Here is a 23,724-nt window from a genome sequence, read left to right on the forward strand (position 1 = left end):
CGGAGTCTACCTGCGGCCCTGCCGGAATGCCGCGACGCCGGCGCTACACTGCGGCGATGGACGCCGCCCCGACCGATCCGACACCCGCCGCGACGCCGGTCGCCGACCTGCGACCGACGCTTGATGCCCTCCGCGCAGCCTGGCGCAGCCGTCGCCCCGATGCCGCGCAGCGCCGCGACGATCTCGCCCGCCTGCGCGCCGCATTCGCGCGACGCCTGGAGGAGATGGCCGACGCGATCTCGGCCGACTTCGGCCATCGCGCGCGGTCCGAATCGCTGATCGCCGACGGCATGACCGTGCTGTCAGAGATCGATGCACTGCGCCGCCATCTGCGTGGCTGGATGCGCCCGCGTCGCGTCGGCGCCGGCTGGAAGCTGTGGCCGGCGCGCGCCGAAGTGCGTCCGGTGCCGCTGGGCGTGGTCGGTGTGATCGCGCCGTGGAACTACCCGGTGAATCTGGCGCTGATTCCGCTGGCGACCGCGATCGCCGCCGGCAACCACGTCTATCTCAAGCCGTCCGAACACACGCCGCGCAGCAGCGCGTTCCTGCGTTCGCTGCTGGCCGAAGTGTTTCCGGCCGACCGCGTCGCCGTCGCGCTCGGCGATGCCGACATCGGCGCTTCGTTCGCCGGCCTGCCGTTCGACCATCTGGTGTTCACCGGCTCCACCGCAGTCGGCCGCAAGGTCATGGCCGCCGCGGCGCCGAACCTCACCCCGCTGACGCTGGAACTCGGCGGCAAGTCGCCGGCGATCGTCTGCCCCGGCTATCCGCTCGAGAAGGCCGCGTCGCGGCTGGTCACCGGCAAGCTGTTCAACGCCGGCCAGACCTGCATCGCGCCGGATTACGTGCTGGTCGATGCCGCGCGTCGCGACGCGCTGCTGGAGGCGCTGCGTTTCGAGGTGCAGGCGCGCTATGCCGATGCCGGCACCCGCGCGTCGGATTACACGCACATCGTCAGCGACGCGCAGCATGCGCGCCTGACCGGTCTGCTCGACGATGCGCGCACACGCGGCCTGACCGTGCTGCCGCTGCTCGAGGTCGACGGCGCGCGCGCCCTCGCACCGACGCTGGTCGTCGAGCCCGGCGACGACAGCGAGGTGATGCGCGAGGAAATCTTCGGGCCGATCCTGCCGGTGATGTCCTACAACTCGCTCGACGACGCCATCGCCTTCGTCGAAGCGCGCGACCGGCCGCTGGCGCTGTACCCCTTCGGCGATCGCGCGCAGGCCGAGGCGATCCTCGCGCGCACCGTCGCCGGCGGCGTGACCGTCAACGACACCCTGCTGCATTTCGCCGCGAACCGCCTGCCGTTCGGCGGCGTCGGCCCGAGCGGCATGGGCGCGTATCACGGCCGCGCCGGGTTCGATGCGATGACCAAGGCGCTGCCGGTGCTGTGGCAGTCGCGCGTCGCGGTTACCGACTGGCTGCGACCGCCGTATGCGCGGATCGCGAAGCTGGTGGATTTTCTCGCGCGTTGACCCGCGGCAATCCGTACCAGCCACGCTCATACGCGAGCGATCCCCACAGCGCCTGCGCATGCGCCTCGCGTGCGAGCAGTGGCGACAGCGCCGCGGGCTGCAGGCGGCCCTGGCCCGGCACGTAGCGGTACTGGCTCGGCACCTTGTCGGGCTGCAGCACCACCACATCGTCGCCCTGCAACCACGCGAAATTGCGGTCGTACTGCATCAACGCGCGCCCGGGCAGGCGCATCGCCGGATCGGCGAGATCGCGGCCGGTCATCGGCGTGGCATCGGCGATGCCGATCAGCGACAGCAGCGTCGGCCCCAGATCGATCTGGCTGGCGATGCGGTCGTCGCGACGCGGCGCGATGCCGGCGCCGAGGATCAGACCCGGAATATGGAAATTGTCGACCGGCACCAGATCGCGGCCGAACACGCGCGAGTCGTGGTCGGCGACGACGAGGAACACGGTGTCGTTCCAGTAGTCGCTGGCCATCGCCTTGTCGAAGAAGCCGCCCAGCGCGTGGTCGGCGTACTTCGCGGCATTGTTGCGCGTGGCCAGCGGCTGCTCGAACGGGGTGATGCGGCCGGTCGGGAACTCGAAGGGATCGTGGTTGCTCGAGGTGAATACGAAACCGAAGAACGGCTTCCCGTCCGCATGCAGGCGCGCGAATTCCTCGTCGGCGCGCGCGAACAGATCCTCGTCGGACACGCCCCAGGAGCCGACGAACGCCGGCGCGCGATAGTCGCGTTGCTCGACCACGCGGCCGAAGCCGTTGCCGAGGAAGAAACCGCGCATGTTGTCGAAATGGCTTTCGCCGCCGTAGTAGAACGTCGTGTCGTAACCGCGCCGGCGCAGCACGTCGGCGAGGGTGAAAAAGCCCTGCTGACTGCGCGCACGTTTGACCACGGCCTGCGCCGGCGTCGGCGCGAAGCCGGCGACCACCGCCTCGATGCCGCGCACCGAGCGCGTACCGGTCGCGTACAGCCGCTCGAACGCCCAGCCCTGTTCGCTCAGGCGGTCGTACTCCGGCGACAGCGGCCGCCCGCCGAGGCTGCCGATGAACTGCGCGCCGAGGCTCTCCTCCAGCACGATCACCAGGTTCTTCGGCTTGCCGCGCCACACCGGCGCACGCGCGGCGAGCGTCGGACGCTCGGGGTCGGTGAACGCCGAGGCCGGCAGGCCGGTGCCGGCCCGGACCGATGCGAGTACCGTCTCCGCCGGCAGTTCGCCGTACAGGGACTCGGCGGTCTCCTCGTGCTGCAGCCAGCCGCGCATCGCGAACGCCAGCGAGTAGAACGAGTTCAGCGGCAGCGCATTGACCGTGGGATTGGTGCTGAAGGCCAGCATCGCCGGATTCATCGGCCGATGGCCCAGCGTCGAGCGCGCACCGAACGCGCCGACGCCGAGCACCAGCACCGCGAGGCCGGCGCGCAGCAGCACGCCGCCGGCCGGCGTCGGCTGACTGGGCCACCCGCGTCGCGCGAGCCGCAGGCTGGCCCAGGCGGCCGCCGCGGTCAGCAGCAGCACGCCGATGCATTCCAGCGGCCGGCCTTCGGCGAGCATCGACAGCACTTCGCGCGGATAGACCAGATATTCGACGAACACGCGGTCGGGCCGCAGGCCGTACTCGGCCATGAAGCCGGGCGTGGCGAGTTCGAGCCAGACCAGCAGCGTCGTCGCGAGCGCGAGCCAGCCCACCGCGATGCCGCGCACCCAGCGCGCGTCGTAGACCGCGGCGGGCACCAGCAGCAGCAACGCCGCCAGCGGCACGAACAGCAGGCACAGCGTGGCGACGTCGACGCGCAGGCCCTGCACGAGCACCGGCACCCAGCCATGGACCTCGTCCACCGCCGCCCGTTGCCACAGCGCCAGCCCCAACCGCGACACGCCGAGCACGACGAGGCCGAGCATGGCCATGCCCAGCACCGGTTTCAGGCGCGTCATCGCAGTCCGTAGCGTCATGTCCGAATCCACCCGCCGCGCGATCCGCGGCCCGTACAGGATCGACGCCGGCATGTCGGAAGCCTGTCGGAACGCCGCGCCGCCGCGCCGTATCATCGGCCGGCACGCTTTGCGCCCAGGACGAGAACCGATGCGACTGCTGGTGGTCGAGGACAACCGCAACCTGGTCGGCAACCTGTTCGACTACTTCGAGCCGCGTGGCCACGAGATGGACGCCGCGCCGGACGGCATCGTGGGCCTGCACCTCGCGGTGACCCAGCATTACGACGCGATCATCCTCGACTGGATGCTGCCGCGCCTCGACGGCCGCGCCCTGCTGCAGCGCCTGCGCGAACATGCGATCGACACCCCGGTGATCATGCTCACCGCCCGCGACGAACTGCCCGACAAGATCGCCGGCTTCCGCGCCGGGGCCGACGACTATCTGACCAAGCCCTTCGCACTGCCGGAACTCGAAGTGCGCCTGGAAGCCGTGCTGGCGCGTGCGCGCGGCCGCCGCAGCGCGCGCACGCTGGAAGTGCACGACCTGCGCCTCAACCTCGACACGCTCGAAGCCAGCCGCGCCGGCCAGCCGCTGCATCTCTACCCCGCGGGCCGCAAGCTGCTCGAAGTGCTGATGCAGGCCAGTCCCGCCGCGGTCGAACGCCAGCAGTTAGAGCACGCGCTGTGGGCCGACGCGCCGCCCGATGGCGACATGCTGCGCTCGCATGTCTACGAACTGCGCCGCAGCGTCGACGGCCCGTTCGCGATCAAGCTGATCCAGACCCTGCCGCGCTACGGCTACCGGCTGGCGGCGCCCGCCGACACCGGCGCGCCGGCATGAGCCGCGCACGCAGTCTGCGCAGCCGCATCCTGTACTGGCTGGCCGTCTACGCGCTGCTGCTCGCGGCCGGCGTCTCGCTGCACGGCTTTCTCGTCAACGAGTACGCCGAACGCCTGCTGTGGGATTCGATGCTGCGCACCGAGTTCACCCATCATCTGCAACGCAGCGCGGCGGATCCGTCGTATCGCTGGAGCGATTCCGACAGCCTGCGTCTGTACGTCAACGGCGGCGCGCCGCCGGAAACCGCGGCATTGCCCGACGGCATCCACGACGAGGTCGAGCTGCCGAACGGCACCGAGATCCTGGTGCTGGTCGAGCACGTCGACGGCGTGCGCCACGTGCTGACCCTCGACATCACCGACATGGAGCGCGAGGAGGACCGGCTCACGCTCTTCATTCTCGGCTCGTCGGTCATCCTGGTTACGGTGATGGGCGGACTGATGGCGCTGGGCCTCGGCCGCACCCTGCGGCCGTTGACCACGCTCGCCGGCGACATCGCCGCGCTGTCGCCCGACCGCACCGGCCAGCGGATCGTGCCCGAGACGCGCGCGAGTTCGGAACTGCTGGTCATCGCCAACGCGCTCAACGACTACCTCCAGCGCAACGAGCAGTTCGTCGATCGCGAACGCGCCTTCATCAACACCGCCAGCCACGAACTGCGCACGCCGATCGCGGTGATGTCCGGCGCCGCGGAACTCGCACTGGCGCCGCCCGACGTGCCGGCCATGACCGCGCACCAGCTGCGCCGCATCCAGCGCACCGCCGACGACATGGACCGGATGATCGCCCTGCTGCTCGCGCTGGCGAAGGATCCCGCGCGCCTGCTGCAGGCCGGCCAGCCGATCGAACTGTCGGCCTTGCTGCCCGCGATCATCGACGACCACCGCCATCTCACCCGCGACAAGGCACTGGAGATCGTGCTGCACGCGCCGCAGCCCTGCACCCTGCTCGCGCCGCCGGCCGTCGTGCGCGCGACGGTGGGCAACCTGCTGCGCAATGCGATCGAACACAGCGACCGCGGCCGCATCGACGTCGAACTGCAGGGCGATGCCACCGTCGTGATCCGCGATCCCGGGCACGGCATGACACCCGAGCAGATCAGCGCCGTCTACTCGCGCATGGCGCGCACCGGCGTGCCGACCGGCGACGGCATCGGCCTGGAACTCATCGCGCGCGTCTGCGAACACCTCGGCTGGGCGCTCGACATCCGCTCCTCGCCCGAAGGCGGCACCACCGCCACGCTGCGCATGCGCGCGACCGGCGAGGCGGCGGACGCTAGAATTCCCGGATGAAGATCGCCAGCTGGAACGTCAACTCGCTCAACGTCCGCCTGCCGCACCTCGAGCAATGGCTGCGCGATGCGCAACCCGACGTGGTCGGCATCCAGGAAACCAAGCTCGAGGACGCGCGCTTCCCCGTCACCGCGCTCGCCGCGCTCGGCTACCGCACCGTGTTCGCCGGCCAGAAGACCTACAACGGCGTCGCCCTGCTCGCCCGCGACCGCGTACTCGACGACGTGCAGATCGGCATTCCGGGATTCGACGACGAACAGAAGCGCGTGATCGCCGCGACCATCGACGGCGTGCGCGTCATCAACCTGTACGTCGTCAACGGCCAGGACGTCGGCACCGAAAAATACGCCTACAAACTGCGCTGGCTCGCCGCCGTGCACGACTGGGTGCAGCGCGAACTCGCCGCGCACCCGAAGCTCGTCGTGCTCGGCGATTTCAACATCGCCCCCGACGACCGCGACGTGCACGACCCCGCGGTCTGGAACGACAGCCACATCCTGACCTCGACCGCCGAGCGCGACGCCCTGCGCGGCCTGCTCGGCCTCGGTCTGCACGATGCGTTCCGCCTGCATCACGACGACGCGGGCGTCTTCAGCTGGTGGGATTACCGCCAGGCGGGTTTCCGCCGCGATCTCGGCCTGCGGATCGATCTCACGCTGGTGTCGGATGCGTTGCGGGATCAGGTCGTCGCATCCGGCATCGATCGCGAACCGCGGACCTGGGACCGCCCCAGCGACCATGCGCCGGCCTGGGTCACCATTTCGGGCTGAGGCGACGCGGTGCATCCCGCAAAGAAAAGGCCCGGCAATGCCGGGCCTTTTTTTGACATCGATCCCGCTGCGATCAGCGCGCGCTGCCGCGGCGGAACAGGTTGACGATCGCCAGCAGGATGATCGCGCCGATCAGCGCGGTCAGCAGGAAGCCGATCCAGCCTGCGCCGAGCGAGACGCCCAGCATCGGCAGCAGCCAGCCACCGATGAAGCCACCGATGATGCCGACGACGATGTTCAGCAGGATGCCCTGCTGCCCGTTGGTGCGCATCAGGATGCTGGCGAGCCAGCCGGCGATGCCACCGACGATGATGTAGATGAGGAAGTTCATGCGGAATGCTCCAGTGCGGAACTCGGGAAATCGGGAAGTGGCGCGTGCAGGCCCGAAGGCCGGCGCCAGCATCCGGCCCGGTCCGTGACGGAGATGTCGGTATTCAGCCGGCCGAAGGACCGAACAGAGCGTCCAGCGCGGCGCGGGGCAGTTTGCCGGTCTCGTTGCGCGGCAGCCCGTCGACGCGGCGGATGCGGCGCGGCAGGAACACCGGATCCATACTGGCCCGCAAGGCGTCCAGCAGCGCGGCATCGTCGAGCGCAGGACTCGCCACGACCGCGGCCATGATCCGGCGGACGCCGGTGGCATCCGGCGTGGCGCTCTGGCAGATCACGCCGTCGCGGACGCCGTCGATGGCGAGCAGGCGGCGGGTGAGGTCGGCGAGCGAGGCGCGCTTGCCGGCGATCTCGATCATGTCGGCCTGACGGCCACGCAGCTCGAACCGGCCCGCGGCATCGAGTTCGACGATGTCGGCCAGCAGCCGCGGCTCGGGCAGATGCGGCGCGTGCACGAGGGTGCCGTCGGGCACGGGCTGCAGACGCACGCCGTCGAACGGGGTCCAGGCCTGCTCGAGCGCGGTGCGGCGGCGCGCGAAGATGCAGGTCTCGGTGGATCCGAACAGTTCGCGCACCTCGCAGCCGAACCGCGCTTCGGCCTCGGCGGCCAGCGCCTGCGGCAGGGGCGCGGTCGCGGTGGCGATCGCGGCCAGCGGCGGCAGGGCGACGCCCGATTCGACCAGCGAGCGCAGATGCACCGGCGTGGTGACCAGCAACGGCGGACGCGGTGCATCGCGCAACGCGGCCGCGATGTCTTCGGGAAAGAACGGCCGTGCGCCGTGTACGGCGACATTGCCGAGCAGCGGCAGCAGGATGGAGAGCTCCATGCCGTACATGTGCTGCGGCGGCACGGTCGCCACGACCGGCAACGTGGCCGCGCCGTGCAGATCGGCGAGTGCGGCGAGGTTCTGCAGCGTGCACGCGTGGAACGTGGCCCAGGTCTTGGGATTGGCGCCGGGCACGCCCGTGCTGCCGGAGGTGAACCCGATCGCGACCAGCGCGTCGAGCGCGATCTGCGGCACGTCGCCATCGCGCGTCGGCAGCGCATCGGGCAGGCGCACGTAATGCGGCGGCGCGGGCGCGTGGCCGACATCGTGCGGCGCGTCGCAGCCGCAGTCGTCGCGATCGCCGATGCAGTAGCTGTGCGGATGCCGCGCGCGAACGTCGTCGATCGCACCGCGCGTGCGCGCCGGCGGCAGCAGCGTGGTCTGCCCGCGCAACGCGACGGCGCAGAACGCGACGAGGAAGCGGTAGCGGTCTTCGCAGAGGTTCAGCGCGAACGGCGCATCGGGCAGCAGCGCGGCGACGCCGCGCACGTGCGCGAGAAAGGTGTCGAGCGTCACCACGCCGCCGGCGCCGAACGCGATCGCGCGCGACGGATCGCCGCCGACCAGCGGCCGGTACTCGCCTGCGCCCTGCAGGCCCTCGATGCGCGACGCGCCCTGTTCCACACCCACTGCCGACATCGTGTTGCGACTCCGAAGATTGTTCCGTACGCCGTGTCCGGCCCGCGGAACAGCGGTTTTAGCTTACGCTGGACGGCCTGCGGGATGCCAAGTTCGGATGTTCAGCGAGGGATGTTCAGCGAAACCTTGAGTCTGGCCGCCGGGGCGGTGCGCATCGCGTGGCGGGACTACCGCCGCGGCCAGTCCGCCGAATCCCTGGTGCGCCCCTGGTTGGCCGACACGCTCGGCCGCCCCGGGTCCGACCTCGCCCTCGACCGCGACGCGCGCGGCCGCCCGCAGTTGCAGGTGCCCGGCCATCCGGGCCTCGACGCGAACTGGAGCCACAGCGGCGATGCCTTGCTGGTCGCACTGGGCGACGGTGTGTCGGTGGGCGTGGACATCGAATGGATGCGGCCCCGGCCACAGGCGATGGCACTGGCGCAGCGCTTCTTCACTGCGGGCGAAGCCACGGCGCTGGCGACGCGCGCCCCCGACGATGCAGAGGCCGCCTTCGTGCAGCTGTGGTGCGCGAAGGAAGCCGTGCTGAAAGCGCATGGGCAGGGGTTGTCGTTCGGGCTCGATCGCCTGGAGTTCGCCGCGCGCGACGATGGCTGGGCGCTGGTCGCCTGTGACCCTGCGCTGGGGACACCGGCGGACTGGCATCTGCATGCGTTCGCACCGTTGCCGGGCTATCTGGCGACGGTGGCGTGGCGGCGGGTGGATCTAGCGGGCGTTCGGGTTGCTGATTCGCAGATCTGATTTGCGATCAAGGTCGTCTCCCGACCTGCCAAGAAATCTGCACCTCTCCCTCTGGGAGAGGTCGGCGCGCGCAGCGCGTCGGGTGAGGGCCGAAGCTTTGCGCGGAACATCCTGAAAGCACCCGCTTCCGCCCTCCGGGCACCTTCCCCCGGAAAGGAAAGGACGAGGCGCACCGCAATCTGGACGTTCGAGCCCACTGGACACCCGCGCTCAGCAAGCGCACGCGAGGACGCAGTCATCCGGCTCGATCCACAGACCACGCGCCGCACCAGCTTCTACAATGCGCGCCATGGAACTCTCCGACGACACCGCGCTGCGCGCCGAACTCGACGCCGGGCTGCGCACCCTGGGCCTCGCGCCGACGCTGGCCGACCCGCTGCTCGCCTATCTCGCGCTGCTCGTGCGCTGGAACAAGACCTACAACCTGACCGCCGTGCGCGATCCGCGCGAGATGGTGGTGCGGCATCTGCTCGATTCGCTGGCGATGGTGCCGCACGTCGACGGCCTCGCCACGCTCGCCGATCTCGGCACCGGCCCCGGCCTGCCCGGCATTCCGCTGGCGATCGCGCTGCCCGGCCTGCACGTCACTCTGGTCGAGTCGAACGGCAAGAAGGCGCGCTTCCTGCGCGAGGCGGTGCGGCAGCTCAAACTCACCAATGCCGACGTCGCCGAATCGCGCATCGAAGCCGTCGACCGGCCCGGTGCGTTCGACGCGATCACCGCGCGTGCGCTGGCCACGCTGCCCGATATCCTCGCCGTCGGCGGCCATCTGCCGAAAGCCGACGGCGGCCGCCTGCTGGCGATGAAGGGCGTCCATCCGGTCGACGAGATCGTCGCGCTGCCGACCGGCTGGCGGCTCGACTCGGTCACCCCGCTCGAGGTGCCCGGCCTCGACGCCGAACGGCACCTGGTCGTCGTCGCACGCGCCTGAGCCGCTGTCCCGGATCGCACGCGGGACATCCGCGACACCCGGCCGCGCATCCCCGGTTCATCTGCAACCGCGTCGCCCCGTTGATGCCGACGCGCGGCCGGATCGGTGTCCCCAAGCGACCCTTGGGGGGCATAATCCCCGGTCCGGCCGCCGCCCGCGGTGGCCGATTCCCTTCCTGAACCTCGCACGGAGCCCATGGCCCGCATCATCGCCATCGCCAACCAGAAGGGCGGCGTCGGAAAGACGACGACGGCCGTGAACCTGGCCGCTGCGCTCGCGCGCACGCCGCTCCGCGTGCTGCTGGTCGACCTCGATTCGCAGGGCAACGCGACCATGGGCTGCGGCATCGACAAGGGCGCGGTGCCGGTGTCGACCTGCGACGTGCTGCTGGGCGAGGTGGAGGCCGGTGATGCGATCGTGCAGACCGAGGAAGAGGTCGACCTGATTCCCGGCAACACCGATCTCACCGCCGCCGAACTCGAACTGATGGGCGCCGACGATCGCGAGCAGCGCCTCAAGCGCGCGCTCGAACCGCTGCGCGCGCGTTACGACTACATCCTGATCGACTGTCCGCCGGCGCTGTCGCTGCTGACGCTCAATGCGCTGACCGCCGCCGATTCGGTGCTCGTGCCGATGCAGTGCGAGTACTACGCGCTCGAAGGCCTGACCGCGCTGCTGCAGACGATCGATGCGATCAAGCAGAACCTCAATCCCAAGCTCGAGGTCGAGGGCGTGCTGCGCACGATGTTCGACGTGCGCAACAACCTCGCCAACGCCGTGTCGGGCGAGCTGACGAACCACTTCGGCGACAAGGTGTTCCGCACCATCGTGCCGCGCAACGTGCGCGTGGCCGAGGCGCCCAGCCACGGCCAGAGCATCGTCGGCTACGACAAGGGCTCGCGCGGCGCGATCGCCTATCTCGGTCTCGCCGGCGAAGTGATCCGCCGCCAGCGCGAACGCGACGCACAGAAGAGCAATCAGGACGCCACCGCCATGGAGACGCCGGCATGACCGCTGCGAAGACGCCCGCCAAGAAGCGCGGTCTGGGCCGCGGCCTCGAAGCCCTGCTCGGCCCGAAGGCCGCAGCCGAGGCGCCGGCCAGCCTGGAAGCGACCGAGCAGGACACGCTGCGCGTGCTGCCGATCGATGCGCTGAGCGCCGGCAAGTACCAGCCCCGCAAACACTGGGACGCCGACAAGCTCACCGAGCTGGCCGAGTCGATCAAGGCCCAGGGCGTGATCCAGCCGCTGGTGGTGCGCGAGCGCCCCGACCGCACCTTCGAGATCATCGCCGGCGAACGGCGCTGGCGCGCGTCGAAGCAGGCCGGCCTGAGCGAAGTGCCGGCGGTCGTGCGCAACGTCGAGGACCGCACGGTCGTCGCGATGGCGCTGATCGAGAACATCCAGCGCGAAGACCTCAACCCGCTGGAAGAAGCGCAGGCGCTGCAGCGGCTGATCGACGAATTCGACCTCACCCACGCACAAGCCGCCGAAGCCGTCGGCCGCTCGCGCGCCGCGGTGTCGAACCTGCTGCGTCTGCTGGAACTGCCGCCGGCGATCCGCATCCTGGTCGAATCCAGGCAGCTGGAAATGGGCCACGCCCGCGCCCTGCTGACGCTCTCGCCCGAACTCGCCAGCAAGCTCGCCAGCGACGCCGTCGAGCACGGTTGGTCGGTCCGCGAAGTCGAACATCGCGCGCAGCAGTTCGCTGCCGGTCGCGTGCCGGGCGGCGATACGCGCACCGTCGCGCGCAACAAGGCGCGCCCGCAGGCCGACATCGTCTCGCTGGAGAACGAACTGTCGGAGACACTGGGCACGCGCGTGTCCATCGCGAACGGCCGCGGCAACAAGGGCCGGCTGGTGATCCATTACGGCAATCTCGAAGCGCTCGACGGCGTGCTCGAGCGCCTGCGCGCGCAGCGCGCCTGAGGCGTCATCCGCCGGCGGGCACCGCCGGCCGCCGCAGCGGCGTCATCTCCACAGGCTCGCGTGGCGTCAGCCGCTTCTTCGGCAGGCGCGGCACATCGATGTCGGGCCGCGTGATCCGTTGCGGCACGCGATCCACCAGACAGCCGCGCATCACGTAATCGCCGGTCACTGCGCGATCACTGCCGCTGTTGCGATACGCCACGAATTTGATCCGGCTGCCGCGGTCGGCGTACAGCGGACCGTCCGCCGCAGCGGTCCAGATGATGGCGTCGTTCGACAACCGCATGTCGTACCAGCCGCTCTCGCCCGACACGCTGGCGGACAGATCGCCGGCCGACAGTCCCGGCCCGCGCAGCGTCGCGCGGACCTGGCGGATTTCGAGATACCGGTGTTCGGGCACGAAGTCCGAAGACGCGCCCGCGCCGGTGACGTTGGCACCCATGACGAACGTGCCGCGGTTTTCGAACGGCTGTGCGCAGACGCGGCGCAGTTCCGAGACGTCCGGTCGCGGCAGGCGGTCGGCGATGTCCGGATCGAGTTCACGGCTGCCGGTCGGCGGTGGCGCGGCGGCGGCCGTCAGGCACAGCAGGCCCAGCACGAGCGCGGGAACGGCATGTCGCAGGCGGGATCGGGTCATGGCGGTCTCTCGGTCGCTTCGCGAAGCGCGATGGTGGGCGGCCGGTTGCGCGCGAATCCGGCCCGTTTCCCGTCCAACGCAGAAAGCGCCACGAACGGTCCACCGCGCCACGCACGCGTCTGCTGGAATTGTGTAACGCCGTGCGCAGCGCCTAGGCTGCGCGGATGCATCGCATCGCCAACTCCCTGTCCTGGTCGCGCCGGCTGCTGCTGGCGCTGCTGGTGTTCGGGTTGATGGCAGCGCCGGTGCTGGTGGCGATGGGCAATACCTACGAGGCCGCGCACGGCGAGACCGCCGAGCAGCACGACCACGCATCCGACACGCACGAGGACGGCGGCGACCTGCTGCACGCGGTCGCGCATTGCGCCACCTGTGGCGCGCATACGCCCGCGCTGCCGCCGGTGGCATCGCTGCTGGCACCACTGGCGATGCCGCACCCCGCATTGCCCGTGTCCGAATCCGCGCCCGCGCGCGTGCCCGATTCCCTGCTGCGCCCGCCGATTTCCGCATGACGCGCGCGCCGGCCTGAGGCCGGCTTTTCGTCATTCCGGAATTGGAGCGTTCCCATGTTGTTGCGATTGGCGGCCCTGGCCGCCCTCGCCGCTGCGCCGTGCCTCGTGGCCGCGCAGTCGGCGCCCGTGCGCGCAAGCGCGCAGTCCCTCACCCTCGATGACGCGTTCGTGCGTGTTGCCGATGCCCATCCCGAGCTGCGCCTGTTCGACGGCCAGCGCGCGGTGTTCGATGCCGAACGCGAGGTCGCCGCGCTGCGACCGCCGCTGGAGGCCGGCATCGAGATCGAGAACCTCGGCCTCGATGCGCCCACGCGCACACTCGAAACCACGCTGACGCTGGCCGGCGTGTTCGAACGCGGCGGCAAGCCCGATGCACGCCGCGCGCTCGCGCAGACCCGTATCGATGCGCTGGCCCTGCAGCGCGAAGCCGCACGCGTCGATCTGCTGGCCGACACCGCGCGTCGCCATCTCGCGATCGTCGTCGCCATGCGGCGCCTGGAAATCGCGCAGGCCGACGTCGCGCAGCGCACGCGTGTCGTGGCCGCGGCGCGCCAGCGCTTCGCCGCTGGTGCCTCACCCGAAGCGGTCGTGCTCACCGCGCAGGCGGCGCAGGCGCAGGCCGAACTGCAGGCCGCCAATGCGCGCCTGGAAATCGAAACCGCACAGCGCAGCCTGTCGATGCTGTGGGGCGATCCGGAGGGTGGAGTCGCCATCGCCGACAGCGATCCGCTGGTGCTGCCGGACATATCCGACTTCGAGACGTTGCGCACTTTGCTTGCGCGATCACCGGAACTGCTGCAATTCAACGACAAGGCACGCATCGCCGAAGCACGGCTGCAGCTCGCGCGCAGCGACGCCACGCCGGACATCGGCTGGCAGGCCGGCATCCGCCATCAGCGCGAGAACGGCGACACCTCGCTGGTCGGTGGCCTTGTCCTGCCGCTGGGCAGTCGCGCGCGTGCGCAGCCGGCGATCCGCGCCGCAGCCGCGGAACTCGCACTGGTCTCGATCGAGCGCGATGCCGGTGATCGCGCGCTGCAGGCCACGCTGGCCGACGCGCATGGCCGCTATCGCGTCGCGCAGTCGGCGGTCTCGCTGCTCGCGCGCGACGTGCTGCCGCGTCTGGATCGCGCCGCCAGTGCCACCGAGCGCGCGTGGCGCGCAGGCGCGGTGTCGTATCTCGAATGGTCGCAACTGCAGGACGCGCGCAGCGATGCGCTGCGCCAGCAACTCGACGCCGCCGAAGCCGCGCAGATCGCCCTGATCGAACTGCAGCGCCTGACCGGCCAGTCCCTCGTCGTCGCGCATGCGACGCCCGCCCCTTTCGAAGGAGACGCCCGATGAGGACGTTCCACCATGTCACTGCCGCTTCGTTCGCGCTCGCCCTGGCACTGCTGTTTTCCGCGTGCAGCGGATCGTCGACGGCGCCAGCGGCCGACACGTCCGGTGCGCCTGCCGATGCACCCGCGGACGCGCACGCCGATGACGGGCACGCAGACGAGGCGCATGCAGACGACGCCACGACCATCGCAGCCGACATCGCCGACGACCTCGGCATCCGTGTCGCGCCCGCCGTGGCCGGCACCATCGCCGACCAGCACGAAGTGCAGGGCCTGCTGACCACGCTGGAAAGCGGCAACGCCCGCGTGACCGCACGCTTCCCCGGGCCGATCCGCCGGCTGCACGCCGAAGTCGGCGACCGCGTGCGCGCCGGCCAGGCGCTGGCGACGATCGAGAGCAATCTCAGCCTGTCGACGTATGCGGTTGCCGCGCCGATCACCGGCACCGTCCTCGCGCGCAACGCGTCCGTCGGCCAGAGCGCCGGCGAAGGCGCGGTGCTGTACGAGATCGCCGATCTGTCGACGCTGTGGGTCGACCTGCATGTCTTCGGACGCGATGCCGAGCATCTCGCCGCCGGCTCGCCGGTGACGATCAGCCGCCTCGGCGACGGCGCGACTGCCGACACGCGTATCGACCGCGTGCTGCCCGGCACCGCCACCGCGAGCCAGAGCACGATCGCCCGCGCCACGCTCGACAACGCGGACGGCCAGTGGCGCCCCGGCTCGGCCGTGCGCGCGTTGGTCACCGTGTCGACGCAGCCGGCGGATCTCGTCGTGCCGCTGACGGCTTTGCAACAGATGGACGGCCGCGACGTGGTGTTCGTGCGCGAGGGCGATCGCTACGAGAAACGTGTGGTGACGCTCGGGCGGCGCGATGCGCGGCAGGTGGAGATCGTCGAGGGCATTGCGGTGGGCGAGGACGTGGTGATCGCACAGAGCTACACGATCAAGGCGGATCTGGAGAAGGCGGGGGCGGGTCATGCGCATTGACGTCACTTCCGACGCAGGCCGTGCGTTCGGACCCGTTCGCGGGTTGCCGTTTCCCCGTCATTCCCGCGAAAGCGGGAATCCATCTTCGCTGGGAACGAACCGAAGCCGCTCTTCAGGTCATTCCGCCAGCATCAGAATGGATATCGGCGTGATCAGACATACGTCTGTTGAAAGCCGCTGGAATGACGTTACCGGGATCGGAGGGGTGCCTGCGAAGTCACGCCTGATCGCAAGCAGGGACCACCCCCATGCTTGAATCCCTCATCCACGCCGCCATCCGCCATCGCTGGCTGGTCCTTGCCGCGACGCTCCTGCTGATCGCCGTCGGCAGCTGGAGTTTCACGAAACTGCCGATCGACGCGACGCCCGACATCACCAACGTGCAGGTGCAGATCAACACGTCGGCGCCCGGCTATTCGCCGCTGGAAACCGAACAGCGCGTCACGTTCCCGATCGAGACCGCGCTCGCGGGATTGCCGCGTCTCGACTACACGCGTTCGCTGTCGGCGTATGGCCTCTCGCAGGTCACCGTCGTGTTCGAGGACGGCACCGATCTGTACTTCGCGCGGCAGCAGGTCGCCGAGCGCGTGCAGCAGGTGCAGGGGCAGTTGCCGGACGATGTCGAGCCGTCGCTCGGTCCCGTCGCGACCGGGCTCGGCGAGATCTTCATGTACACCGTCGAGGCCGAGCCGGATGCGCGCAAGCCGGACGGCACGCCCTACACCGCGACCGATCTGCGCACGCTGCAGGACTGGGTCGTGCGGCCGCAGATGCGCAATGTGCGCGGCGTGACCGAGGTCGACACCATCGGCGGTTTCGCGCGGGAAGTGCACATCACGCCCGATCCCGCGCTGCTGGTCGCGCTCGACTTCACGTTCGAGGATGTCGTCACCGCGGTCGCCAACAACAACCGCAATGTCGGCGCCGGCTACATCGAGCGCAACGGCCAGCAGTTGCTGGTGCGCGTGCCGGGGCAGGTCGCCGATGTCGAGGCGATCGGCAACATCGTCATGGCGCGGCGCGATGGCGTGCCGATCCACGTGCACGATGTGGCGAGCGTCGGCGAAGGCCGCGAACTGCGCACCGGCGCGGCCACGCAGAACGGCGCGGAAGTCGTGCTCGGCACGGTGCTGATGCTGTTCGGCGAGAACAGCCGCACCGTGGCGCAGGCCGCGGCGCAGCGGCTGGAGGCGACGAATGCGAGCCTGCCCGACGGCGTGCGCGCAGTCGCGGTCTACGACCGCACGGCGCTGGTCGACCGCACCATCCGCACGGTCGCCAAGAACCTGATCGAAGGCGCGCTGCTGGTGATCGTGGTGCTGTTCCTGCTGCTCGGCAACGTGCGCGCGGCGCTGCTCACCGCGCTGGTGATTCCGCTGACGATGCTGTTCACCGTGATCGGCATGCGTCAGGGCGGCGTGTCCGGGAATCTGATGAGCATGGGCGCGCTGGATTTCGGACTGATCGTCGACGGCGCGGTGATCATCGTCGAGAACTGCCTGCGCCGCTTCGGCGAAGCGCAGCAGCGGCTCGGCCGCCTGCTCGATACGCGCGAGCGGCACGCGGTCGCGGCCTCGGCCAGCGCCGAAGTCATCCGACCCAGTCTGTTCGGGCTCGGCATCATCGCCGCGGTGTATCTGCCGGTGTTCGCGCTCGAAGGCGTGGAAGGCAAGATGTTCCACCCGATGGCGATCACCGTCGTGCTGGCGTTGACCGGCGCGATGCTCCTGTCGCTGACCTTCGTGCCGGCGACCATCGCCTTGCTGCTGCGCGGCCGCGTTGCCGAGCACGACAACCGGGTCATGCGCGCCGCACGTCGCGGCTATGCGCCCGCGCTCGACTGGGCGCTGCGACACGGACACTGGTTCGTCGGCGGCGCGCTGGTGCTGGTGCTGGCCTGCGGCTGGCTGGCCACGCGGATGGGCAGCGAGTTCGTTCCCGGACTCGACGAGGGCGACATCGCACTGCATGCGATGCGCGTGCCCGGCACCGGCATCGAACAGTCGGTGGCGATGCAGCGCGCGCTCGAACGCCGTCTGTTGCAGGTGCCCGAGGTCGCACGCGTGTTCTCGAAAATCGGCACCGCCGAAGTCGCCAGCGACCCGATGCCGCCGTCGGTCGCCGACACCTTCCTGATCCTCAGGCCGCGCGCGGATTGGCCCGATCCGCGCAAGCCACGCGCCACGCTGGTCGGCGAGCTCGAAACCATCGCCGAGACCCTGCCCGGCAACAACTACGAGTTCACCCAGCCGATCCAGATGCGCTTCAACGAACTGATCTCCGGCGTGCGCAGCGACGTGGCGGTGAAGATCCAGGGCGACGATCTCGAGCGCCTGCAGGCGGTCGCCACTGATGTCGAACGCGTGCTGCAGGGCATCGACGGCGCCGCCGACGTGCGCATCGAAGCGGTCGACGGCCTGCCGTTGCTGGAGATCGCGCCCGATCCACGCGCGATGGCGCGCTACGGGCTCAACCCGGGCGACGTGCAACGCGTGGTCGCCGCGGCGATCGGCGGCGAGACAGCGGGCCAGCTCTTCGATGGCGACCGCCGTTTCGACATCGTCGTGCGGCTGCCTGAGTCGTTGCGCGGTGATCCTGCAGCGCTGGCCGACCTGCCGATTCCGCTCCCGGGCGCCGCCGCCGACAGCGCCGACGAATCCGATCGCGGCGGCAGCTGGGCCAGTGGCACGCCCCGCACGGTGCCGCTGCGCGAAGTCGCGACCATCGGCACGCAGCTCGCGCCGAACCAGATCAACCGCGAGAACGGCAAACGCCGCATCGTCGTCACCGCCAACGTGCGCGGACGCGATCTCGGTGGCTTCGTCGGCGAGCTGCAGAGCGCCGTCGCCGCTTCGGTGACGCTGCCGACCGGTTACTGGATCGACTACGGCGGCACGTTCGAACAGCTGGCGTCGGCCAGCCAGCGTCTGTCGCTGGTGGTGCCGCTGACGCTGGCGGTGATCCTCGCGCTGCTGTTCATGGCCTTCGGTTCGCTGCGCGATGCACTGGTGGTCTTCAGCGGCGTACCGCTCGCGCTCACCGGCGGCGTACTCGCACTCGCGGCGCGCGGCATTCCGCTGTCGATCTCGGCCGGTGTCGGCTTCATCGCGCTGTCGGGTGTGGCCGTGCTCAACGGCCTCGTGATGCTGACCTTCATCCGCAAGCTGCGCGAGGACGGCCTCGATCTACGCCCTGCGATCGTCGAAGGTGCACTCGGACGCCTGCGTCCGGTGCTGATGACCGCACTGGTCGCCTCGCTCGGCTTCGTGCCGATGGCGTTCAACGTCGGCGCGGGTGCGGAAGTGCAGCGCCCGCTGGCGACGGTGGTCATCGGCGGGATCCTCTCGTCGACGCTGCTGACGCTGCTGGTGTTGCCGGTGTTGTACCGGTGGATGCATCGGCGGGCCGATCGGACTTGAGGTCGCGGGTCATCGGGATTTGGCTTTTCGGCGGCCCGCACCCCGCGCGACCGGCTGGCCCTTGAGCCCCTCTCCCTCAGGGAGAGGGGTTGGGGTGAGGGCGCTCTGGGCGACACAACGCATCGCTCACCGCCCGCCGCCGCCCCCACCTCCACCGCCCCCACCCGAAAACCCACCGCCCCCACTCCCCGACGAACTCCCAGGCGGCGACGCCGACGACGCGATCTGTCCGGTGAACCCGCTGCCGATCGCCTTGCTGAAACCGGCGATGTCGGAAATGCCCGGGGCGCCGTGCGCGCCGCTTCCGTAGTACCAGCCGATCGACGCGGTCGCAGCCGCCGCCGCGCTCGCGCCCACGGCGGCGGTGAATTTCTTCGTCCACGCATCCTCGACCTGCAGCGCCACCGCATATGGCAGCAGGAATTCGAAACGGCCCGCGTCCAGCATCGGCGCGTCCGCATCCGGTGCTGTCAGGCGCTGCAGATCCTGCTTGTCGGCCACGGTCAGATAGCGCCGGAAGCCTTCGATGCGGTCGCGCATGCGGCGGCCTGCGGGCGTCACCGTCGGCAGCAGGAACACGAACACCAGGAACACCACTGCCATGGCGATCAGCAACGGCAGCGCGAGCACGAGGCCCGAGCCCGTGCCGATGCCGAACATCACCGTCGCGATCGAGAACACCGCCAGCAGCAGTGCCATCCACGCAATGCTGCCGCCGTTGTAGCGGTACAGGCCGCCGGGAAAGCGCGTGGCCATCGCCTGCTTGATCCGCACCCGGTGCGCGTTGAGGATGCGCACCATGCGTGTGGCGTTGCCGGAGTCGAAGATCAGGGCATCGTCGTCCTCGAACAGGTCCGCCAGCAAGGCGGCTTCGCCCGGCGCAAGCGGCCGGCCCGGACCGGAAGCACGCTGCACGCGCCAGTCGTCCTGCTTGAGCACCTTCTCGTCGCGATGGATGTCGACATGCCCGGCCACGGCCAGCGACAGCACGTCGGCCGAGAACCCGCGCGCGTCGATGTGCATCTTCTCGATGTAGCGCAGCGTGGCGGGCGACAGATCGTCGGGCGGGTCGTACTCGACCACCACCGGGCCTGCCTTCGGGTCGCGCCCCACCTTGCGCCAGCGCATCAGGCCGAAGGCCAGCATCACGATCAGTCCGGCCAGCGCGATCAGCGCCGCGCGGTTGTCGTCGAGCATCCAGCGCAGTCTCTGCGCGCGGGTCGGTTCGACGAACAGGCCTTTCGGAAACGAGAGCACCGTGGTCAGCCCTTCTTCCGGCTGCAACGGTGCGGTCAGTGTCCACCGCGCGGCGCCCGGACCGGTGACCTCGGCCGTGCAGGCCTGCGTCGTCGCACCCTGCGCGCCGGTGTAGCACTCGGCGGCCAGATCGGCGGCGGGGATGTCGCGCGGCAGACGCAGCGTCGCACCGCCGGTTTCGATCGGAAACGCCCAACCGTGGCCGATCGCGTTGAAGTACAGCTCGTCGTGCGTGTCGAAAAATCCCAACTGCCGCGACGTGCGATAGCGCAGCGTGTACGTGAACGCCGCCGGCACCGGCAGGAAGTCGTCATTGCCGGTGTTGATGCGCACGCCGTTCGACCTGTTTTCCAGAAAGAACGGCTCGGGCTGCCCATCGCGCATGAGGCCCAACATTTCGAAGTCGACCACGACCCGGTTGCCGTAGCGGTCCCGGTAATGCGTGGGGAAATCGCGATAGATGCCGCGGCGGATCTGCTCGCCTTCCGCGCGGACCCGGATGCGCTCGGTCACATCCAGGCTGCCGTCCGCATTGAGCTGCAGATCGCTGTCGTAAGACAGGATGCGTTCCTGCGCCAGCAGCGGCGCGGTGCACAGCAACAGCAGACACGACAGCAGCAGACGGATCATCGGGCGGTTCCCTGGGGGTGGAGCGCGCCGAGGGAGTGCCCCCGCGACGCGAATGCCGATGATCACACCGCAGGCGTGGCGGTGTCGCGCGCAGCGTGCGCAAGGGATGGCGCTTGTCCCGATACGGGCCTGTGCATCGCGAACACCGCGCGTCGGGCGTTGATCACTCCGCCGGGGATGACGCGTCCTGCGCCGGCGGCACCGAACTCGAATGCGAGCTGGCGATCTGCCACTGCCCGTCCCGGTGCACGGCCACCATCGTCGACACGAGCACGCCAGTGAACGCATGGCCGCCTGCACTTCCGCGCCACGTGCTGCGGCCGGTCATGAGGGCCGTGTCGCCGTAGACGCGCACCCGCGCATCGCTGGCATCGAACACGGCGGATTCGAACTTTGGCGCAGTCGGCTGCGGATTCGCGTACTCGTTAATGAACTGCGCGCGCGTACTGACCGTGCCATCCGGCGACACATCGACGAAGTCCTCCGAGAGCAACCGGTCGAGCGTGGCGACGTCGCGTTCGACGATCGCGTTCGCGTAGGTGCCAGCGAGCGCGATGACTTCGTGTTCCGCATGCGCCTCGCGCACCCCCGGCGCATTCGTTTGTGCGAGCAGCGGAAGAGACGCCAGGGATGCGGTGGCAATGAATCCCGCGAACACGATCGTTTTCAGCACGGTGACGCTCCTCATGGGTACGCAATGGATGTCACAAGCCCTCGATCGCCGCGTCCAGTGTCGAGTCGGCAGGTCGCCAGTTGCCAGGAGCCAAGCCTTGGGACACGGGATGACGAACGCGGAAAGCGACGCGCAGCGGCCATCGCCGATGGAGTCGAACGTGAGGTTCCGAACTCGCTTCCGGTCCGGATAGACGCTTGATTCCGTGATCTGGCGCAGCACGCTCCGGACCCGCCTTACAGCGCGGACACCGTGACTCATTCCACTGTCCGTGGCTGGCGCAGCGCGCCTAGCCTGTGCCAGGCGCGCCATTCCGGCAGAGCGCTGCAAGGGATGAAGCGATGCGGATCTGTCTGTGGAGTGTCCTTCTCATCCTCACAACGCTGCCTGCCGCAGCGCAGGAGACCGAAACCTGGCTGCTCTCCATCGACCGGTGGGGCAACGCCGAACATCGGGTCCTCACGCTCCAGTCGTCTGCCCCTCGCGTGTCGGGCGACTTGGATGGTTGGAACGTGAGCGGTTCAAGGGACGGCATGCACCTGAGCGTTGCCGCGATGGACACCCACGATGTTGCGTACCGATTCGAAGCCGAGATTTCGGGCGACCGTCTAACGGGCTGGGCGGACTATCCTGACACCAGCAACAAAGGGCCGCGCGCACGGCATGCGGTCACCGGTCTTCGCCTGGCGATGCCTTCGGGTGCGCCCGCACGACGGGTGTATGCGCCCACGAGCTATTCCAATGCTTTCGATGCGGCGCGCCCGCCCGTCATGGTGATCCAGCCCGGCGATGTGGTGGCCACCCACACCATCGACTCGGGCGGCGTGGACGCCCATGGCAGCGTCGTTGCGCTGTATGGAAATCCACAAACCGGCCCGTTCTTCGTATCCGGTGCGAAGGCCGGCGACGTGCTGGCGGTGCACATCCGAAAGCTGCGGCTGAATCGCGACTACGCGGACAGCCTGGATGGACTCGCGCATCGGGCCACCTCGATCGGCATCGCTCCGAAGACCACAGGACTGGGGCAGCAGGTACGCTGGCGTCTGGACCGCGAGGCCGGCACTGCGCGCCTGGAAAATCCGCCCGCGGGTCTGCGCAACTATGTGGTGCCGGTGAAGCCCATGCTGGGCGGATTGGCCGTGGCCCCCGATTTCGGATTCGGCGCGCCTTCGACCGGCGACACCGGCCGATGGGGCGGCAACATGGATTTCAACCGGATCGCCGAAGGCGCCACGGTGTATCTGCCCGTCTATCAACCGGGCGCCATGCTGTATCTCGGCGATGGCCATGCCTTGCAGGGTGACGGCGAGACGACACAGTGGGCGCTCGAAACCTCGCTGGATGTCGAGTTCAGTGTCGAAGTGCTGGCGGACCGCGCACTGGCTGCGCCGCGGGTCGAAGATGACACCCACATCAGCACGATCGGGCAGGCGTCGTCGCTGGACGAGGCTGCGCGCGCCGCGACCGCGGCCATGATCCAGTGGCTGGAACAGGACTACGGCCTCGATGTGTCCGAAGCCTCGCTTGTCTTGGGCACGGTGGCCGAGTTCCGCGTCGTGACACTGGCCGGCCGCAACGCGGCCATCGCCTTGAGTCTGGACAAAGCACGCCTGGGCGGGCTGACACGGGACGACCGGCGCACCGATCTGAAACCGCCGTCCCGCTGAAGACCGGGCCCGCGACTTCCCGTATCCGAAGCAGGCGCCCTCGCATTCCGGACCCGGCGCTTGGGCGTCGCCCGCCGGAATGCATGCACACTGTAAAATCGCCGTCTTTTGCGCGCCACCTCCTTGGATTCCCCGCCCCGCCCCGCCTTCCGCGGCCCGACCTTCATCCGGCTGCTGGCCCGCCTGACCGACGACACGCTGCCGCAAGGCGGCCCGGCGCCGGCCGAGCGTTTGAGCCAGTGGATCGACTGGACGCGGGCGGTGGTGCTGTCGAAGGTGCTGGACGCGAAGGCGTCCGAGGCTGAACAAGACGCGCAAGTCGTTGATCGGGATGATGCAGCGGCGTGTGCCAAGGCGCGCGCAACATTGCTGGCGTCGATCACCGAGGCGCCGGAACTGGCGATTCCCCAGCCGCAGGCAGCCGAGGCCTCGAACGACGCCGATGCCGCACCCGCGGCCGCCATCGACTTCGCGCCGTTCCGCCAGCGGCATCTCGCGCTGCAGCGGTCGATGCTGATCGCAACCGGGCGATTGCGCGGCGATCTGCGCGACCGGTTGGCGCAGCGCTCGGCCGAAATGGCGCGGCTGGCCGAGGTGGATGCGGTGATGGAGGGCGCGCTGAGCCCGCGCGAGCACGCGTTGCTCGGCGCGGTGCCGGCCCTGCTCGAAACGCACTTCGAGCGGCTGCGCGCCGCCGCGGGTGCGTCGGCCACGGATCCGTCCGCGGCCTGGCTCGATGGTTTTCGCAGGGACATGCAGGGCGTGCTGATCGCCGAGCTGGATGTCCGTTTCCAACCGGTCGAGGGGCTGCTCGCAGCGCTTCGCACCCACTGACGCA

At 69.6% G+C, this 23,724-nt stretch carries 20 protein-coding genes; 14 read left to right on the forward strand and 6 right to left on the reverse strand.

The window, feature by feature from the left end:
* Positions 1–56 precede the first annotated feature (56 nt).
* A complete protein-coding gene (locus AC3A5T_RS05745) occupies positions 57–1,478 on the forward strand; it encodes a coniferyl aldehyde dehydrogenase (RefSeq protein ID WP_487627744.1) in 1,422 nt (473 codons plus the stop codon).
* Here AC3A5T_RS05745 and AC3A5T_RS05750 read toward each other — a convergent pair.
* Positions 1,414–3,480, reverse strand: a complete 2,067-nt coding sequence (locus AC3A5T_RS05750; RefSeq protein ID WP_487627745.1) for an LTA synthase family protein — start codon at positions 3,478–3,480, stop codon at positions 1,414–1,416. The two genes, AC3A5T_RS05745 and AC3A5T_RS05750, sit on opposite strands and share 65 nt — an antisense overlap.
* A gap of 76 nt (positions 3,481–3,556) precedes the next feature.
* Here AC3A5T_RS05750 and AC3A5T_RS05755 point away from each other — a divergent pair, with 76 nt between their 5' ends.
* Genes AC3A5T_RS05755 through xth form a run of 3 tightly spaced genes read left to right on the forward strand, consistent with a single transcriptional unit; the run spans position 3,557 to position 6,311 of the window.
* Positions 3,557–4,249: a response regulator transcription factor gene (locus AC3A5T_RS05755; protein ID WP_487627746.1), complete on the forward strand. Its 693-nt coding sequence runs from the start codon at positions 3,557–3,559 to the stop codon at positions 4,247–4,249.
* Positions 4,246–5,541, forward strand: coding sequence for a sensor histidine kinase (locus AC3A5T_RS05760; protein WP_487627747.1), 1,296 nt, complete (start codon positions 4,246–4,248; stop codon positions 5,539–5,541). The genes AC3A5T_RS05755 and AC3A5T_RS05760 overlap by 4 nt, the downstream gene beginning before the upstream one ends.
* Positions 5,538–6,311 carry an exodeoxyribonuclease III gene (gene xth / locus AC3A5T_RS05765; protein ID WP_487627748.1) on the forward strand — a complete coding sequence of 258 codons (774 nt, stop codon included), beginning with the start codon at positions 5,538–5,540 and terminating at the stop codon, positions 6,309–6,311. Before AC3A5T_RS05760 ends, xth begins: the two co-directional genes overlap by 4 nt.
* 73 nt (positions 6,312–6,384) lie before the next feature.
* On the opposite strand, the gene AC3A5T_RS05770 is transcribed toward xth, so the two are convergent.
* Together AC3A5T_RS05770 and AC3A5T_RS05775 are read right to left on the reverse strand one after the other, a co-directional pair.
* Positions 6,385–6,642, reverse strand: coding sequence for a GlsB/YeaQ/YmgE family stress response membrane protein (locus AC3A5T_RS05770; protein WP_232137503.1), 258 nt, complete (start codon positions 6,640–6,642; stop codon positions 6,385–6,387).
* Positions 6,643–6,745: 103 nt separating this feature from the next.
* On the reverse strand, positions 6,746–8,164 hold the full coding sequence (locus tag AC3A5T_RS05775) for an AMP-binding protein (protein ID WP_487627749.1): 1,419 nt from the start codon (positions 8,162–8,164) through the stop codon (positions 6,746–6,748).
* Between the two features lie 111 nt (positions 8,165–8,275).
* Between AC3A5T_RS05775 and AC3A5T_RS05780 the strand changes: the two genes are divergently transcribed.
* The 4 genes from AC3A5T_RS05780 (at position 8,276) to AC3A5T_RS05795 (ending at position 11,761) form a co-directional block, all read left to right on the forward strand.
* Positions 8,276–8,902, forward strand: a complete 627-nt coding sequence (locus tag AC3A5T_RS05780; protein WP_487627750.1) for a 4'-phosphopantetheinyl transferase family protein — start codon at positions 8,276–8,278, stop codon at positions 8,900–8,902.
* Between the two features lie 289 nt (positions 8,903–9,191).
* Positions 9,192–9,833: a 16S rRNA (guanine(527)-N(7))-methyltransferase RsmG gene (gene rsmG / locus AC3A5T_RS05785; protein WP_487627751.1), complete on the forward strand. Its 642-nt coding sequence runs from the start codon at positions 9,192–9,194 to the stop codon at positions 9,831–9,833.
* A gap of 195 nt (positions 9,834–10,028) precedes the next feature.
* The gene (locus AC3A5T_RS05790; protein ID WP_487627752.1) at positions 10,029–10,844 is read left to right on the forward strand and encodes a ParA family protein; all 816 of its coding nucleotides are present in this window, start codon (positions 10,029–10,031) and stop codon (positions 10,842–10,844) included.
* A complete protein-coding gene (locus tag AC3A5T_RS05795) occupies positions 10,841–11,761 on the forward strand; it encodes a ParB/RepB/Spo0J family partition protein (RefSeq protein ID WP_332078085.1) in 921 nt (306 codons plus the stop codon). The genes AC3A5T_RS05790 and AC3A5T_RS05795 overlap by 4 nt, the downstream gene beginning before the upstream one ends.
* 4 nt (positions 11,762–11,765) lie before the next feature.
* Here AC3A5T_RS05795 and AC3A5T_RS05800 read toward each other — a convergent pair whose 3' ends face one another.
* Positions 11,766–12,398 (reverse strand): hypothetical protein, encoded by a 633-nt coding sequence (locus AC3A5T_RS05800; RefSeq protein WP_487627753.1) that lies wholly within the window; start codon positions 12,396–12,398, stop codon positions 11,766–11,768.
* A 164-nt stretch (positions 12,399–12,562) separates the two neighbouring features.
* Here AC3A5T_RS05800 and AC3A5T_RS05805 point away from each other — a divergent pair, with 164 nt between their 5' ends.
* From AC3A5T_RS05805 to AC3A5T_RS05820, 4 genes are all read left to right on the forward strand, one after another.
* Positions 12,563–12,910, forward strand: coding sequence for a DUF2946 family protein (locus AC3A5T_RS05805; RefSeq protein ID WP_487627754.1), 348 nt, complete (start codon positions 12,563–12,565; stop codon positions 12,908–12,910).
* Between the two features lie 54 nt (positions 12,911–12,964).
* Positions 12,965–14,254: a TolC family protein gene (locus tag AC3A5T_RS05810; protein ID WP_487627755.1), complete on the forward strand. Its 1,290-nt coding sequence runs from the start codon at positions 12,965–12,967 to the stop codon at positions 14,252–14,254.
* Entirely contained in the window at positions 14,251–15,240 is a 990-nt protein-coding gene (locus AC3A5T_RS05815) for an efflux RND transporter periplasmic adaptor subunit (RefSeq protein ID WP_487627756.1), read from the forward strand. Before AC3A5T_RS05810 ends, AC3A5T_RS05815 begins: the two co-directional genes overlap by 4 nt.
* Positions 15,241–15,488: 248 nt before the next feature.
* Positions 15,489–18,659, forward strand: a complete 3,171-nt coding sequence (locus AC3A5T_RS05820; RefSeq protein WP_487627757.1) for an efflux RND transporter permease subunit — start codon at positions 15,489–15,491, stop codon at positions 18,657–18,659.
* A 126-nt stretch (positions 18,660–18,785) separates the two neighbouring features.
* Here the strand turns inward: AC3A5T_RS05820 and AC3A5T_RS05825 are convergent, their stop codons facing one another.
* Both AC3A5T_RS05825 and AC3A5T_RS05830 read right to left on the reverse strand, forming a co-directional pair.
* Positions 18,786–20,546, reverse strand: coding sequence for a DUF2207 domain-containing protein (locus AC3A5T_RS05825; RefSeq protein ID WP_487627758.1), 1,761 nt, complete (start codon positions 20,544–20,546; stop codon positions 18,786–18,788).
* Positions 20,547–20,709: 163 nt separating this feature from the next.
* The gene (locus AC3A5T_RS05830; protein ID WP_487627759.1) at positions 20,710–21,441 is read right to left on the reverse strand and encodes a nuclear transport factor 2 family protein; all 732 of its coding nucleotides are present in this window, start codon (positions 21,439–21,441) and stop codon (positions 20,710–20,712) included.
* A gap of 119 nt (positions 21,442–21,560) precedes the next feature.
* Between AC3A5T_RS05830 and AC3A5T_RS05835 the strand changes: the two genes are divergently transcribed.
* Positions 21,561–22,886: an acetamidase/formamidase family protein gene (locus AC3A5T_RS05835; protein ID WP_487627760.1), complete on the forward strand. Its 1,326-nt coding sequence runs from the start codon at positions 21,561–21,563 to the stop codon at positions 22,884–22,886.
* A gap of 123 nt (positions 22,887–23,009) precedes the next feature.
* A complete protein-coding gene (locus AC3A5T_RS05840; RefSeq protein WP_487627761.1) occupies positions 23,010–23,720 on the forward strand; it encodes a DUF3348 domain-containing protein in 711 nt (236 codons plus the stop codon).
* The last annotated feature ends 4 nt before the right edge of the window (positions 23,721–23,724 follow it).

This window comes from Luteimonas sp. Soil_C_16 (assembly GCF_057657295.1).

Bases quoted from the DNA above. Each gene is read 5' to 3' on its own strand.
- AC3A5T_RS05745 (WP_487627744.1), top strand. From the start codon at position 57: ATGGACGCCGCCCCGACCGATCCGACACCCGCCGCGACGCCGGTCGCC.
- AC3A5T_RS05750 (WP_487627745.1), bottom strand. From the start codon at position 3,480: ATGCCGGCGTCGATCCTGTACGGGCCGCGGATCGCGCGGCGGGTGGAT.
- AC3A5T_RS05755 (WP_487627746.1), top strand. From the start codon at position 3,557: ATGCGACTGCTGGTGGTCGAGGACAACCGCAACCTGGTCGGCAACCTG.
- AC3A5T_RS05760 (WP_487627747.1), top strand. From the start codon at position 4,246: ATGAGCCGCGCACGCAGTCTGCGCAGCCGCATCCTGTACTGGCTGGCC.
- xth (WP_487627748.1), top strand. From the start codon at position 5,538: ATGAAGATCGCCAGCTGGAACGTCAACTCGCTCAACGTCCGCCTGCCG.
- AC3A5T_RS05770 (WP_232137503.1), bottom strand. From the start codon at position 6,642: ATGAACTTCCTCATCTACATCATCGTCGGTGGCATCGCCGGCTGGCTC.
- AC3A5T_RS05775 (WP_487627749.1), bottom strand. From the start codon at position 8,164: ATGTCGGCAGTGGGTGTGGAACAGGGCGCGTCGCGCATCGAGGGCCTG.
- AC3A5T_RS05780 (WP_487627750.1), top strand. From the start codon at position 8,276: ATGTTCAGCGAAACCTTGAGTCTGGCCGCCGGGGCGGTGCGCATCGCG.
- rsmG (WP_487627751.1), top strand. From the start codon at position 9,192: ATGGAACTCTCCGACGACACCGCGCTGCGCGCCGAACTCGACGCCGGG.
- AC3A5T_RS05790 (WP_487627752.1), top strand. From the start codon at position 10,029: ATGGCCCGCATCATCGCCATCGCCAACCAGAAGGGCGGCGTCGGAAAG.
- AC3A5T_RS05795 (WP_332078085.1), top strand. From the start codon at position 10,841: ATGACCGCTGCGAAGACGCCCGCCAAGAAGCGCGGTCTGGGCCGCGGC.
- AC3A5T_RS05800 (WP_487627753.1), bottom strand. From the start codon at position 12,398: ATGACCCGATCCCGCCTGCGACATGCCGTTCCCGCGCTCGTGCTGGGC.
- AC3A5T_RS05805 (WP_487627754.1), top strand. From the start codon at position 12,563: ATGCATCGCATCGCCAACTCCCTGTCCTGGTCGCGCCGGCTGCTGCTG.
- AC3A5T_RS05810 (WP_487627755.1), top strand. From the start codon at position 12,965: ATGTTGTTGCGATTGGCGGCCCTGGCCGCCCTCGCCGCTGCGCCGTGC.
- AC3A5T_RS05815 (WP_487627756.1), top strand. From the start codon at position 14,251: ATGAGGACGTTCCACCATGTCACTGCCGCTTCGTTCGCGCTCGCCCTG.
- AC3A5T_RS05820 (WP_487627757.1), top strand. From the start codon at position 15,489: ATGCTTGAATCCCTCATCCACGCCGCCATCCGCCATCGCTGGCTGGTC.
- AC3A5T_RS05825 (WP_487627758.1), bottom strand. From the start codon at position 20,546: ATGATCCGTCTGCTGCTGTCGTGTCTGCTGTTGCTGTGCACCGCGCCG.
- AC3A5T_RS05835 (WP_487627760.1), top strand. From the start codon at position 21,561: ATGCGGATCTGTCTGTGGAGTGTCCTTCTCATCCTCACAACGCTGCCT.